14 protein-coding genes and 1 tRNA gene are annotated in these 13572 nt (G+C 71.5%); 6 read left to right on the top strand and 9 right to left on the bottom strand.

Features of this window, described 5'->3' with window-relative positions:
• Nucleotides 1–387: 387 nt before the first annotated feature.
• Nucleotides 388–461 (top strand) — tRNA-Ala (locus ACWCO3_RS21510).
• 104 nt (nt 462–565) lie between these two features.
• On the top strand, nt 566–1153 hold the full coding sequence (locus ACWCO3_RS21505; protein WP_450011640.1) for a DUF4304 domain-containing protein: 588 nt from the start codon (nt 566–568) through the stop codon (nt 1151–1153).
• Here the strand turns inward: ACWCO3_RS21505 and ACWCO3_RS21500 are convergent.
• The 3 genes from ACWCO3_RS21500 to ACWCO3_RS21490 form a co-directional block, all read right to left on the bottom strand.
• Nucleotides 1147–1572 (bottom strand): nucleoside deaminase, encoded by a 426-nt coding sequence (locus ACWCO3_RS21500; RefSeq protein WP_450011638.1) that lies wholly within the window; start codon nt 1570–1572, stop codon nt 1147–1149. The genes ACWCO3_RS21505 and ACWCO3_RS21500 overlap by 7 nt on opposite strands.
• On the bottom strand, nt 1569–2420 hold the full coding sequence (locus ACWCO3_RS21495) for an LLM class flavin-dependent oxidoreductase (protein WP_357930927.1): 852 nt from the start codon (nt 2418–2420) through the stop codon (nt 1569–1571). Before ACWCO3_RS21495 ends, ACWCO3_RS21500 begins: the two co-directional genes overlap by 4 nt.
• A 64-nt stretch (nt 2421–2484) precedes the next feature.
• Entirely contained in the window at nt 2485–3231 is a 747-nt protein-coding gene (locus ACWCO3_RS21490; RefSeq protein ID WP_450011635.1) for a hypothetical protein, read from the bottom strand.
• Nucleotides 3232–3301: 70 nt separating this feature from the next.
• Here ACWCO3_RS21490 and ACWCO3_RS21485 point away from each other — a divergent pair, with 70 nt between their 5' ends.
• The gene (locus tag ACWCO3_RS21485) at nt 3302–4387 is read left to right on the top strand and encodes a Gfo/Idh/MocA family protein (RefSeq protein ID WP_450011633.1); all 1086 of its coding nucleotides are present in this window, start codon (nt 3302–3304) and stop codon (nt 4385–4387) included.
• A gap of 106 nt (nt 4388–4493) precedes the next feature.
• Nucleotides 4494–5513: a hypothetical protein gene (locus ACWCO3_RS21480; RefSeq protein WP_423436067.1), complete on the top strand. Its 1020-nt coding sequence runs from the start codon at nt 4494–4496 to the stop codon at nt 5511–5513.
• A 65-nt stretch (nt 5514–5578) separates the two neighbouring features.
• Here ACWCO3_RS21480 and ACWCO3_RS21475 read toward each other — a convergent pair whose 3' ends face one another.
• Nucleotides 5579–6448, bottom strand: a complete 870-nt coding sequence (locus ACWCO3_RS21475; RefSeq protein ID WP_145786210.1) for a DUF4352 domain-containing protein — start codon at nt 6446–6448, stop codon at nt 5579–5581.
• Between the two features lie 171 nt (nt 6449–6619).
• Nucleotides 6620–7276 carry a 4'-phosphopantetheinyl transferase family protein gene (locus ACWCO3_RS21470; protein ID WP_355022812.1) on the bottom strand — a complete coding sequence of 219 codons (657 nt, stop codon included), beginning with the start codon at nt 7274–7276 and terminating at the stop codon, nt 6620–6622.
• Nucleotides 7277–7477: 201 nt separating this feature from the next.
• Here ACWCO3_RS21470 and ACWCO3_RS21465 point away from each other — a divergent pair, with 201 nt between their 5' ends.
• Nucleotides 7478–7747: a hypothetical protein gene (locus ACWCO3_RS21465; RefSeq protein WP_145786212.1), complete on the top strand. Its 270-nt coding sequence runs from the start codon at nt 7478–7480 to the stop codon at nt 7745–7747.
• Between the two features lie 49 nt (nt 7748–7796).
• On the opposite strand, the gene ACWCO3_RS21460 is transcribed toward ACWCO3_RS21465, so the two are convergent.
• The 3 genes from ACWCO3_RS21460 to ACWCO3_RS21450 all read right to left on the bottom strand — a co-directional run bounded on the left by ACWCO3_RS21460 (nt 7797) and on the right by ACWCO3_RS21450 (nt 11885).
• Nucleotides 7797–8576, bottom strand: coding sequence for a peptidase (locus tag ACWCO3_RS21460; RefSeq protein WP_358049361.1), 780 nt, complete (start codon nt 8574–8576; stop codon nt 7797–7799).
• Nucleotides 8576–9859, bottom strand: a complete 1284-nt coding sequence (locus ACWCO3_RS21455) for a VWA domain-containing protein (RefSeq protein ID WP_358049359.1) — start codon at nt 9857–9859, stop codon at nt 8576–8578. Before ACWCO3_RS21455 ends, ACWCO3_RS21460 begins: the two co-directional genes overlap by 1 nt.
• A gap of 364 nt (nt 9860–10223) precedes the next feature.
• Nucleotides 10224–11885 (bottom strand): dolichyl-phosphate-mannose--protein mannosyltransferase, encoded by a 1662-nt coding sequence (locus ACWCO3_RS21450; RefSeq protein ID WP_357931277.1) that lies wholly within the window; start codon nt 11883–11885, stop codon nt 10224–10226.
• Nucleotides 11886–12026: 141 nt separating this feature from the next.
• Between ACWCO3_RS21450 and rsmI the strand changes: the two genes are divergently transcribed.
• Nucleotides 12027–12866, top strand: a complete 840-nt coding sequence (rsmI, locus tag ACWCO3_RS21445; protein ID WP_450011641.1) for a 16S rRNA (cytidine(1402)-2'-O)-methyltransferase — start codon at nt 12027–12029, stop codon at nt 12864–12866.
• A 26-nt stretch (nt 12867–12892) separates the two neighbouring features.
• Here rsmI and ACWCO3_RS21440 read toward each other — a convergent pair.
• The coding region (locus tag ACWCO3_RS21440; RefSeq protein WP_450011643.1) for a hypothetical protein at nt 12893–13572 on the bottom strand (680 nt) is incomplete at its 5' end.

The following is a 13572-nucleotide window of genomic DNA, read 5'->3' as shown; positions in this document are numbered from 1 at the left end:
GGAACCCTCAGGCCACGCTGCCGGGCAGCCCGGATCGCGCCGAGAGCCATCAGGTCGGAGCCGCAGACCAGGCCGGTGACGCCGCGGTTGATCGACTCGGGTTCCTGGAAGTCGGGGTGTCGGGGCGTCCTGGATACCCCGATTCGCAGCAACCCGAGTGGATCTCCGGGCGGAGCGCGACCAAGCGCGCGTTGATCCACTCCAGCTCGCCGATGTGGCGGTATCAGCCCGGCCGGACACCCCCAGGTCGGCGATGTGGAGTGGATCTCTGGGCGGGGTGCAGCGCCGCACCGGGGGCGGATTCGCGGTGGGGGCCGGGGACCTGTTAGCCTTGCTGCCGGCCCGCCCGGTGTAAGCCGGGTGGGACCGAAGCCGGTTCGCCGGTGGGGGGCTGTGGCGCAGACTGGTAGCGCACCTCGTTCGCATCGAGGGGGTCAGGGGTTCAAATCCCCTCAGCTCCACCCCAGGTCAAAGGCCGTTTCCGCTAGTCGGAGACGGCCTTTTTCGGTACGGCAGGTCCGCACGGCACGGGCTTGTCGTCGTACCCGTCAATATGATCTTCGGCATGGAGCGTCCGGTCCGGCAGGCATACCTGAACATGATCGCCAAGCAGGTCGGGCCGGCGCTGCGAGGGCACGGTTTCAAACGGTCGCACGGGACCTTCCGCCGGATCTCCGAATCCGGCCATGCCGCGATCATCGAGTTCCAGGGGTCCACGGGCAGTTGGGGCGACACCTCGATCTTCTACGTCAACCTCGGTGTCGCGACCACCTCCTGGCTTGACTGGCGTCAGGAGGTGCTCGGGAGGAAGCACCGCGACCGGCCCACTGCGTCGATCGCCCAGTGGTGGACGCGGCTGAATGCCGATCCGGCGTACTCCGACGACTCCGACCGGTGGGCGATCCGGTCGACAGGGGAAGCCGAGGCGTGCGGAGCCGCGCTCGTCCAGGAGTTGTCGGAGGGTGTGGTCCCTACCTTCGACGCCCTGCTCGCGCACTACATGCGCCTCGACGAGGCCGTAGCGGCGGGGCGGGAGGACGACCTACCCGCCCTCTTCGACGCCCGACCGTCTGGGCCACTCGGCGGCATCGACAACTTCCGGCGGCTCGACCACCCGTACCTGACCTGGAAGCTCGCGCAACGGGATCAGTAGTGGTCGTCGATCGGGCGGCGTGCCTCGTCGAACAGCGCCGGGCCCTCGTAGCGCACCGGAGGTAGTGGCGGGGTGGCTGGCTTGACCTCCTCGAACTGCTCCGAGGACAGGGCGTACACCACCCGGCCGAGGCCGGAGCGGTCGATCGCGGTGGCGCACATCGGGCAGGGCTGGCAGCTGGTGTACATGGTCGTGCTGGCGGCCACGTCCGGGGCGAGTTCCCGGGCGGCCCACCGGGCCAGCTTCAGTTCCGGGTGGGCGGTGATGTCCGAGTCGGAGACCACTGTGTTGTGGTCCTCAATCAGGACGGTGCCGTCCTCGGCGGCGAGCAACGAGCCGAACGGCCGTTCGCCGGATGCGCCGGCCTCGCCGGCGATCTGCACGGCACGGCGGAGAAGTCGTTCGTCGTCGGGCGTCATCGGTCCTCCTGGTTCTTGGCGTACGCGGCCACGGCCGCGAGGGTTCGCCAGGCGCGTTCGGGCTGGCGGATCTCGGTCAGGTCGTCGTTGAACGGGTCGAGCACCACCGTCTCCGCGCCGAGCAGGCGGATCCGGTCGAGGTCGGCGGTGATCTGCTCGATGGTGCCGACACCGGCGAGCCGGCCCGGGTCGGTGACCGGTTCGCGGGTCTCCTGAAGGGCGATGCGCGGCATCAACGCGGGCTTGGGAAGGCCCAGCTCGGCGGCGATGACGTCGAGGCGTCCGGCCGCGTCCGTGAGCTTGTCGGGCGTGAGTCGTAGCGGGTGCCAGGCGTCTCCGAGTCGTACGGCGCGACGCATGCCGGCGTCGCTGTTGCCGCCGACCCAGAGCGGGATGGGGTCGGTGTCGTAGTCGTCGGTGTTGCGCCAGGCGTCGCGCATGGCTTGTAGGTACTCGTCGGTGAGGGCGCCGCGCCGTTGGTACGGAACCCCGAGCGCCTCGAATTCCTGCCGGGCCCAGCCGACGCCGACGCCGAGGACGAGCCGGCCCCCGCTGAGGCGGTTGAGGTTCGCCGCCATCCGGGCGGTGAGCAGCGGATGCCGGTACGGGACGATGAGCACTGTGGTGCCGAGCCGGACCCGGTGGGTCACCCCTGCCAACCAGGACAGCGTGGTGAACGGCTCGTAGAACGGCGCTGGATACTGCTCGGCCACGTCCGGGGTCACCGCGATGTGGTCGGAGACCATCAGCAGGTCGAAGCCGAGACCCTCGACTGTCTGGGCCCACTGCCGCAGCACCTGGGGATCGGTACCGGGGGCGAAGTTGGGTACGTTCACGCCGATCTGCACGGGATCGAGGCTAGTCAGTGTCGATCAACTTGGGAACGGGTACGGCTGCCGGCGATCACCGAGTTCAGGCGAACCTTTCGGTCGTGACGGGTATCAGGCCGCGCTGCCGTACGGCCTTCGTCAGCTCGTACAGGGTCGGTCCGACCTCCGGAGAGGCGTCCGTCGTCAACAGGGCCGTCACGTCGAGGCACCAGGCGAGCCCGTTGCCGACCCGACGCAGGTCCCAGGTGAAGAGATCACCGCCCCGCTCCAGGTGACCGGCTGCGACCGAACCCGGCGCACGCGGACCGGTGTCGAGTTCGGCCGTCCACCAGATTGTCCGGAGATCTTCCACCTGGTCCTCCCGGAGGTCCTTGGCGAACAGGACACGGTAGACGCGTCGTTCGGAGAACCCGGCGGGTGCCTGTGCGGGTCCGAGCCGCAGCGGCGCGGCGGTCGCGAACGGTTGGTGCACGCCGAAGGACGCGCGCAGAGCTGCCTCGTCGGGCAACCGGCCGCCGCCGAGGATCCGGTAGACGTCCTCCGCCTCGCCACGCGCGACGGGGACCACCCTGGGCAGCAACTCCGGGTCGGTACGCAGGCCACGGCTCAGCGAGGCGGAACTCCACCAGCCGGCCTCGGGCGTCCATCCCGCGCTGTCCAGTCCCGAGGTGGCGAAGTCGGGCTGGCGGGTGAACTCCTCGACGACGAGCCCCTCCGCGACGTCTGTCGACTCGGAGTGCCCGCGTCGGGCCAGGACCAGGTAGTAGTCCAGGGGCGGTCGCTGTGCGGCCACCTCGACGGGTACTGCGCGGAGCGGATCGGCGGTCACGGCCGCAACCGTAGCGAGGAGCGCCACCCCCGGAGCGGCTAGCATCCGGATCTCGACGTGAGGAGTGCACATGGATTCCACCGCGCAGACCCGGTTCGGCCTCGTCGGCAGTGGCTGGCGGGGTGAGTTCTTCCTCCGTCTGGCACGACTCCTGCCGGAGCGGCTGCGGGCGACCGGGGTGGTGACGCGTACCGAATCACGTGGTGCTGCGGTCGCTGCCGCGTGGGACGTGCCGGCCTTCCGCACGACGGCCGAACTGCTCGCCCACGAGCGACCGGACTTCGTCATCGTGTCGGTGCCCTGGCCGGTGACCCCCGACCTGACCCGGGAGCTGGTCGCGGCCGGCGTACCCGTGCTCGCCGAGACGCCGCCCGCGCCGGACCTGGCGGGGCTGCGCGCGCTCTGGGCCGACGTCGGCGGCAGTGGTCTGGTGCAGGTCGCCGAGCAGTATCTGCTGATGCCCGGGCACGCGGCCCGTCTGGCGTTGGTCCGCGCGGGGGTGCTCGGCGAGCCGACCTCGGTGCAGATCTCCTCGACGCACCTCTACCACGCGGTCTCGCTGATCCGTGGCCTGCTCGGGGTCGGGTTCGACGCCGCCGAGGTGAGTGCGCGTGCCTTCGCCGCGCCGCTGGCCGACCCGTTGTCACCGGCCGGCTGGAGTGGTGACGACACCCCGCGGCAGCTCTCCACCACGCTGGCGACCATCGACTTCGGTGGGCGGATGGGTCTGTACGACTTCACCGACAACCAGTGGTGGAACCCGCTGCGCGGACGCCGGTTGGTGATACGGGGGTCGCGCGGTGAGCTGGTGGACGACCGGGTCGTCCGGCTGGTCGACCCGACCACGCCCGTCGAGTCGTCGCTGGTGCGTCGGCAGACCGGCCTCGACCTCAACCTGGAAGGGCTCGACCTGAAGCACATCAGCTTCGACGGCGACGTGGTCTATCGCAACCCGTTCGTCGGCAGTGGAATGTCCGACGACGACATCGCTGTCGCCGACATCCTTGTCCGGGCCGGTGCCTGGGCTCGGGAGGAGGGCCCGGCACCGTATCCGCTCGCCGAAGCCTGCCAGGACCACCTGATCAGCCTCGCCATCGGAGAGTCCGTACGCACCGGCCGGGCGGTCACCACCACCGCCGAGGCCTGGGCGAGGTAGCCCCGCCTCTGTCCCTTCCCCGACATACCGCAACCGCGAGGTCGACTCGCGGGTGGTTCCCGTATCGACTGACGCCCGGAGCACCGGGCCGACACGGGGAGCAAGGATGAATCGAAGCACTCGACGCAGGATGGTCGCCGGCGCCGCCGCCACCGCACTGCTGGCCACCTCACTCGGCGTGGCTGTCTCCGGGCCGGCGAGCGCCGCGCCCGGCGGCGCGGCACTGCGTACCTGCAAGATCAGTACGCTGCCGTACCCGACCGACACCTACCGCGCCGACGCGAGCGTCATCGACCCGACGGGTCGTTACGTCGCCGGCACGGCTCTGCGGGTCGGCGAGGTCGACAACCAGTACCTGCTGTTGTTCTGGGACGGGCAGCAGGTCACCGAGGTCGAGGTGCCGGGAATGGCCGACCCGGTCGACGTCAACGCCGACGGCGTCGTGATCGGCAACGGTTCGGCACCGGGCACCGGCATCGGGCAACCGTGGATCTACCGCGACGGCAAGCTCGAGCAGTTGCCGGTGCTGCCGTCCACTGGCATCTTCGTCAGCGCCATCAACGACTCCGGCGACATCGTCGGCTACGGCTCGGACATCGTCCCCGGGGAGTCCGTCGCGCTGCGCTGGCCGGCTGCCCGTCCGGGCACTGTCGAGGTGCTCAAGGCCCCGGCCAACGCCCAGGCGAGCGGGATCACCGACAACGGGACCATCGTCGGTAGTGCCGGGCCCTTCGGGGACTGGAACAGCTGGGTCCGCCGGCCGAACGGCCGGATCGACGCGCTCACGTTCCCGGGCGCCGACTGGAGCACGGCCAGCGCGGCGGCGGGCCGCTGGGCGATCGGCCTGGTCTGGCTCGACGGCAACAGTGCGAAGGTTCGGTGGGACCTCCGCCACGGCTCGCACACCGTGCTCGACCAGGAGATTTCCGCACTGACGGACGTCAACGCCAAGGGGGTCGTGGTCGGTGGTGACCGCGTCGCCAGGGGTGCCACCTCCCGGGTCCTGCCCGGCGGCGGCGAAGGGGTGGCCGTCGGTGCCCGGTCCATCTCCGACACGGGGACCATCGTCGGGTTCCGCAACGTTCTTGCCGACCGGGTGACCCCGGTTCGCTGGACGGGCTGCTGACACTCCGACAGGCGCAACGGTGTGGGGCCGGCCCGTCGGGGTCGGCCCCACACCGCGTCAACGGATCACGGCTTCCAGGAGCCCGCGGTCTCGAACATCGGCTGGTACTCCAGCACTCCCGAGGTGTCGTGGACGTCGAAGACGACACTGCCGGTGCGCCTGGTGCCGGCGGTCAGCTCCTCGGCGGACGGCATCGGCTTGCCGCAGCCGGAGAAGGCACCGGCGACCGCGTTGGCCTGGCTGCCGTCGGCGGCGACCCAGTTGAAGAAGAGGGGGTTCGCCGAGGCGGTGCCCTTGGTGACGGTGAGCGTCACGTCGGCGATCACGTACATGCCCTCGTCGGGCTTGAGACCGTAGGCCTTGCAGGGCTTGGTGGCGGTGCTGAACTTCGTCACGGTGATCTCGATGGTGCCCTCGTCGCCGTCGACGACCAGGGTGTCGCCGGGCGACATGTTGTGAGTGTCGCCGGCCGGCGCCACCGACGAGGGCATCTTCGCCGGCGGCTGGGCCACGCCCCGGCTGGCCCTGGGGGTGGGGCCTGCCTCGGTCACGCTGGTCGCGGCCCGGTTGGCGCCGATGACGACGGCCACGATGCCGCCGGCGCAGGCGAGCAGGGTGAGTACCGCCGCGGTGACAGCGACGACCACGACTGTCTTCTTCGACCCCTGCGCAGGCATCGGTGGGGGTACGGCGAGGGGATAGCCGGGTCCACCGGCCACCGGGTGACCTCCGCCAGCCGCCGGGTACGCGGCACCCGAGAACGGCGGCTGCGACGCGCTCCACGCTGCCGACCACGGGTTGGGTGGCAGCGGTGTCTGCGGGACCGCCGGATCAGCGGCTGGCTGCGGCGGTGTCATCGAGGACGGCTGCGTCGGCGGTTCCTGGATCGGCTGGTGGGGGTCCTGCGGCCCGGCGGAGGGCTGGGGGTGGGTCACCGTGCTCCTTGACGCCTCGGTACGTGTGGTTCGGGGAACCTGTCGACGCTACCGTGCGTGGTGGACCGCCCGGTCGTCGCGCCAAACCCGTCCCACGGCCCGTGTTCCGTTGGTCCGGACAACCTGGACGACCGTCGGCGGATCGTTTTCGGCCACCGTGGACGCGGGAAATCAGCGCAACGGCAGCACGGCCGAGGTGCGGACCAGCCCGTCCGCGACGACGAACCGGCCGGCGATGGTGGCCGGTGGATCCTCGACCGTCGCTTGGTCCAGCCGGGCCGGTGCGATCCGGGCGGTGAACGTACCGGCGTCCGGGTCGATGTCGAGCTGGGCGTCGCGGAAGCCCAACCACGTTCCGACGACCGGATACCAGACCTTGTAGACGGTCTCCTTCGCGCTGAACATGACGACCGGCCAGGACGTGCCGCCGGGCAGTCCCGCGCAGAGGGCCTCCTCCTCGGGCAGCAGCACGATCCTGCGTACCCCCGGATTGATCTCCTGGTGTTGCTCGGCGTCCATTCCGACGGACCGGACGTCGGTGGTGAGCGCGGTCGCCGCGGCGCAGTAGCCGGTGGTGTGGGTGATGGTGCCGACCACCCCGGCGGGCCAGACGGGCGAGCGGTCGGCGGCGGCCGGCACGGCGGCCGCTGGCAGGCCGAGATCGGTCATGGCCCGGCGGGCGCAGGACCGGCCGGCGGCAAAGTCCCGCCGACGGGTCTCCACGGCCCGTTCTCCGAGGCACGCCTGCTCGACGGGGAGGAGCTCGCCGAGCCAGTCGTCCGGCCCGGCGACGGCGACCGCGACGACGGACGGAAAAATGTCACGCACGGTGCCGGCCTACTGATTGGTAGTAGTGGAGCATGCGGTCAAGCGTCAAATTTCCGACTCCCACGACCGGAGAAGGTACCGCAAAGATGTAACACCGGAGGGACGTGCAGCGCCCTCTCTGATGGCTCCGGGGGGACCACCATCAACAACGTGCCGGGCACGGTAGTCGCCCAGCCCCGTGGACATCTGGAAGGACGTGCGATGACCGATGGTGCGGAACGGTCGGGGGTGCGGGTCGACGATCATGCCCCGAAGACCCCCTGCTGGAGCTGCGGCTCCTGCGGTGACGAGTGGCCGTGCGCGACGAAGCGCAGCCGGCTGCTGGCGGAGTACGGGGGTGACCGGGCGATGCTCAGCGTCTACCTGGGCTCCTGTCTCGCCGCTGCCACTGAGGATTTGCGAGCCGCGCCGGTGATGTCGCTCCAGGACCGGTTCATCGGCTGGTTGCCACGCGGTTCCCGACGCGCCTGAACTGCTGGTGGCCCCGCTACGGGCGGGGCCACCAGCGGTCCAGGTTGGTTCAGCGACGCCGGGGCCGCCGGGTCACCGCGAAGCCGAACACGCCGGCCACCGCGGCGAGCACGCCGCCGATGCCGGTCCAGACCCAGCGCGACCCGAGGTCCGGCAACCAGTCCGTGAGCGAGTCGGCGTCGTCGGCCTCCGGCTCCGCCACGGGTACGGCGTTGAGCACCGTGCCCGCCTTGGTGTTCGGCACCAGAGGTGCGGCCAACTCACCGTCGTCGGCCGACGCGCCCCGGTCGGCGACTTCGCCGACCAGCAGGTCCACGTCGACAGGTGCTCCGAGATCCGGTTCCGGCAGGTCGGTCACCGAGAGCCGGATGACGTACGAGCCGGGCAGCGGGTCCGCCGACCAGGGCTCCGCCCACGGTCGCACCTCGCGCAACGTACAGCCGAGTGTCACGCTGGACGCCTTCGCGTCCACGGTCGGGGTCTGCGCCCCGGCCGTGCACGCCTGACGGCGGCGCAGCCCGTCGAAGACGTCGACCGTCCAGGTGGAGGCGCCGCTGCGTCCCTTCGGGAAGGTGACGGTGGCGGTGATCTCGTGCACCTGGCCGGCGGTCGCCGAGAACGCCCAGTAGAGGTGGTCGCCGATCGAGGCATCCACCCGCACCGGCTGCCCGGCGGAGATCGGGGTTGCGGTGAGGAACGACGTGCCGGCCCGGTTCACCGGCGTGGCTCCCGGTGAGGGGGTCGGAGCGGCGACGGCGGCGGCGGGGACCAGAGCGGCCCCGCCGACGGCGACCAGCGCCGCCAGTGACCGGAACAGCGCGTTACGCATCAGTTCTCCCTCCAGGTGGCGACCCACCAGCGGGTGAGCAGTCCGGCGAGCAGGCCGGTGATCAGCCCGGCGACGGTGAGCAGGGCGAGCAGCACCCAGCCCCGGCCGAGGTCCGGGCCGTCCGGAGCAGGCGCGGCGGCGACCACGTCGATGGTCAATTCCACCGGCATGCCCGGGGTGGCCGCGGTGCCGGGGCGCGGGGCGAACGAGTTGCTCACCACCAGGCAGACGGTGGTGGGTTCGACGACCGGCGCGGAACTCTCCGCTGTCTCCGCGGCGTCCTCGTCGTCGGCGGTGGCCGACCAGCGCAGCCCGGCGGAGAGCACGTCGGCGCGTCCGCTGCCGGCGTCCGCGCCCCGGACCAGTTCCCGACCGTCCGACGCGGTGGCCCGCAGCAGCACCCCGTAGTCCCGGTTCACGGGTCGGTCCAGCGCGATGCTCACCGACGCCCGCAGTTCCTGCCCGGGGCGTACCGGCACCCGGTAGTAGCGGTGCTCGGAGAATGCCTCCCGGTCGGCGTAGACGCCGGGGGCGAGCAGTGGGGCCGAGTCGCAGGCGTTCGCGCCGCCGACCACCGTCGGGGCGCGGGTGTGCGTGTCGCCGGCCCGCTCGACGAGCTGTTTGATCCGGCCGGTCAGTTCCTCGGCGCTCTGCGCGGCGGTGTAGGTGCCTCCGGTCGCGCTGGCGATGCAGAGCAGCTGCCGGCGGACCTTCTCGTCGGGGGCCAGGCCGAGGGTGTCGACGACCAGGCTGGTGCCCTGGGCGGCCAGCTCCCGGGCCACCTCGCACGGGTCCGGCGGGGCGCAGGTGTCCTCGCCGTCGGTGATCAGCACGATCCGACGGGTGGTGGCCCCGCTGCCCAGGTCCTGTGCGGCGGAGCGCAGTGCGAGGCCGACGGGTGTGAACCCGGTCGGCCGTAGTGTCGCCACCGCAGCCTTCGCCGCGGTTCGGTCCACCGGACCGACCGGCACGATCTGCTGGGTGTCCTGGCAGCCGACCTTCTTGTCCTTGCCGCGGTAGGTCGCGCCGAGCACGCGGATGCCGAGCTGGGTCTCCTCCGGCAGCGCGTCCACCACGTCGTTGAAGGCCTGCTGCGCGACGGAGATCCGGCTGCGTCCGTCGATATCGGCGGCGCGCATCGAGCCGCTGACGTCCAGTACCAGTTCGACCCGGGGTGGCTCGGGCGCCGGCTCCTCGTCGGCCCACGCCGGGGCGGGCCCGGCCAGCGCGGTGGTCGCCAGCAGTCCGAGAAGGACAGCCGTCGATCGTCTGAAGTTGATCACGGCCCGCAGTGTAGTGAGATCCACTTTGGATGATCGTTTGGGTGGTGGCGATCGGCGCGAGGCGCCGTCCGGCCAGGCCGGCTACCGCCTCTGACCGGGCGTTTCGGCGCTCTGGGTCCACGTCAGGTCACCCTCGGTCAACTGACGAAGGGTAGGTAGCGGTCCGGTCATCGTCCGTCGGAAATCTGACCCAAGTCGACCCGTTGTGCCGGTGGTGCGCGGTGGTTAAGCTCTTCATGCGCGCCCCAATCGCCCGCTTCCCCCGTGGCAGGCGATCGGGGCGCGCGTCTTTGTCAGAAGGGCCCGCACGCTTCGGCGTGCGGGCCCTTCTCGTCGCGCTGTGCGGCGCGTCGCCTGTCGGTGCTTATATCCACCGACCGTCGAGCCACATCCGGGACAGCCAGTCCGAGTACGGGATCACCTTGCCGACGAAGATCGGATAGAAGTACGCGAAGCAGAGCCCGACCAGCAACACGTACGCCCCGGCCGCGATGCTGCCCACCAGTCGACGTTCGTAACTCGGGTCGCCGGGCACCAGTGGCACCACCTCGCCCACGTCGCCTCCGGCGGGAGCGATCAGCGCGCCCAACACGTACACCACGGCGAGCACCAGGAACGGCACCACCGGCGCGGCGTAGAACGAGAACATCGTCCGGCCGTCGAGGGCGAGCCAGAACCACGGCAGCAGCCCGGCCGCCACGGTCAGCAGGATCGCGCCGGCCCGCCAGTCCCGACGGGCCAGGCCCAGCCAGGCCAGCGCCACCAGGGCGGGCAGGAACGACCACCAGAGCAGCGGGGTGCCGAGCAGCAGGATCTCGGAGGCGCAGGTCGGAGCGCCGCAGGTGCCGTTGCTGGCGTAGTGGAACGCCACCGGGCGGCCGAGCAGCAGCCACTGCCACGGCCAGGACTGGTACTTGTGCGCGTCGTCGAGTTGGGCGTGGAACCCGTAGGCCGCGCGGTGGTACTCGAAGAGGTTGATCAGCGGGCCGATCACCGGGCGGTCGCTCAGCGGCGCGCTCGGGTAGGCCGACGCGAGCCGGTAGTAGCCGTCGTCGGTGATCAACCAGCCCGACCAGGTGGCGAGGTAGGTGCCCACCATGAGCACGCCGGCGAGCACCAGCCAGGGCAGCTCGTCGAGCAGGGTGTCCCGCCAGGGCCGGCGGACCCCCGCCGAGCGGCGGACGCCGACCTCCCACAGCAGCACCAGCAGCGCGAAGGCCGGGACGAAGTACAGTGCGCTCCACTTCACCGCGCAGGCGCAACCGATCAGGACTCCGGCTGCCAGGCGCCACCACGGCCAGGTGCGCCACCCGGTCGACGGCCGGCCGGCCCGGCCCGGCTGACTCGGATCGAGCCCCTCGTCCAGGGCCCGGGCCCAGCGGCGACGGCGGGCGTCGCGGTCGAGCACCAACGCGCCGAACGCCGCCAGCACGAAGAAGAGCAGGAAGATGTCGAGCAGCGCCGCGCGGGACAGCACCAGGTGGAAGCCGTCCAGGGCGAGCAGCAGGCCGGCCGCGCAGCCGAGCACCGTCGAGTGGAACATCCGTCGGCCGATGCGGACCAGCAGCAGCACCGACAGCGTGCCGATCACGGCCGCCGAGAACCGCCAGCCGAACTCCGGCGCGGTGGTGATCAGGTGGCCGGGCACGGAGACCTTCGACTCGGCGTCCTGGTAGCCGAAGGCCCACTCACCGAGGCCGATCAACCACTTGCCCAGCGGTGGGTGCACCACGTACGACGGGACGTTGTCCTTGTAGTTCCACTCGACGGCGCGGGAGATCAACCCGTAGCCGTCCTTGGCGTAGTACGTCTCGTCGAAGATCTTGCCCTTCGGGCTGGACAGCCCGACGAACCGCAGGATCGCCGCGATGGCCACCACCACCGCCGTGGCCAGCCAGGAGAACCGGTCCAGTTTGGTGTCGACGGTGGCGAACCTCCGCCTGACCACGGCGGACACGCCGCCGCCATCGGCACTCGGTGCCGTCGGCTCCTGGTTGGGGCTGGGCTCGCCCGTCACCTCGACCATCTTGGCAGGCTCGGCGCTCGGGCTCTGCGCTGTCGACGCACTCGTCACCCGGCGATCGTAGGCTGCCAAGGTGTCCGGTGGCGCCCGTCGTCCCTGATACCGGTATTCACTGTCGATGAAGGAGACGAATCCGTGGGTGAAATGTCCGAGACTGGGCGCCTGGTCCTGCTCGGTGCCCCGCTCGGCAACCCCGCCGACGCCTCGACCCGCTTCCGGGAGGTGCTGAGCAGCGCCGACGTGGTCGCCGCCGAGGACACCCGCCGGCTCACCCGGCTGGCCCGCGACCTCGACATCACCGTCGGTGGCCGCATCGTCTCGTACTTCGAGGGCAACGAGGAACGACGCACCCCCGAGCTGGTCGAGGTCATCCTCGGCGGGTACGTGGTGGCGCTGGTCACCGACGGGGGGATGCCGAGCGTCTCCGACCCCGGCTACCGGCTGGTCCGCGCCGCGCTGGACGTCGGGGCGCCGGTCACCGTCGCCCCGGGGCCGAGCGCGGTCACCACCGCGTTGGCCGTCTCCGGGCTGCCCTGCGACCGGTTCTGCTTCGAGGGCTTCCTGCCCCGCGCCTCCGGCGCCCGCCGGTCCCGGCTGCGCGCGCTCGCCGCCGAGGAACGTACCCTCGTCTTCTTCGAGGCCCCGCACCGGATCGGCGCGGCTCTCGCCGACCTCGCCGACACGTTCGGCGCGGACCGGCCCGCCGCGCTCTGCCGTGAGCTGACCAAGACCTACGAGGAGGTGCTCCGCCGCCCGCTCGGCGAGCTGGCCCGGTGGGCCGCCGAGGCGAACCCGCGCGGCGAGATAACGCTGGTGGTGGCCGGAGCGCCGGAGACCGCCCCGGAACGCCCGGACGACGACACCCTGCGCACGGCGGTTGCCGAGCGGGAGGCCGCCGGCCGGTCCCGGCGGGACGCCATCACCGATGTCGCCACCGAGTACGCGCTGCGCCGCCGGGACGTCTACACGATCGTGCACAGCTGAGCCTCGCGCGGATCCTGGCGGCCTGCCTACCAGGCGGCGACCAGGAAGCCGACGGTGATCAGCACGGGGCCGGCGACGGCGGCGGTCACGGCCCAACGGCGGCTCCGACGGCCCGGCAACCGGGCCGACCCGGTCCACCGGACGATGCCGGCGGTGCAGCCCAGCACCACCAGCAGACCGGGCAGCCAGCGCAGGTGCCGGCCGACGCCGGTGTCCGCGTACGCGGTGGTGGCGTCCGGGCCGGTCATCCGCGCCGACAGCCGTGTACCGCTCGCGTTCGCGACGGCGGGCACGCCGCTCACCCGTACACCGTGGGCGATGAACCGTCCGTCCTGTGCCGTGAACGTCCCCCGGCACCGTTGGGTGAGCCCGTCGCCGGTGCAGCCGTCGATCACCACGGTGCCCGCCCGGGCGTGGCCGATCGCGAGCCAGAACGGACCGGCGCTGACCCAGGCGAAGAAGGCCGCGACCAGGCTCAGCGCCACCAACGCGGCGAGGCCGGGCAGCGGATCGGGCGGCGGGGGCGTCCGGCTCGGCGGCTGGCGTCGTATCGGGCGGAAGTCCAGGTCCCGGTCCGGCGCCGGATCCTCCCGGACCGGGGTGCCGTCCCAGCCGCGCTTGAGCCGGTGGGTGGCGACCTCGTCCCGGTTGCGCATCGACCGGAGCATGCTCCACCCGGCCATGCCGCCTCCGGACATCGGGTTGG

Source organism: Micromonospora sp. NPDC002411, from assembly GCF_053592955.1.
This window is presented reverse-complemented; position numbering and strand designations above follow the sequence as displayed.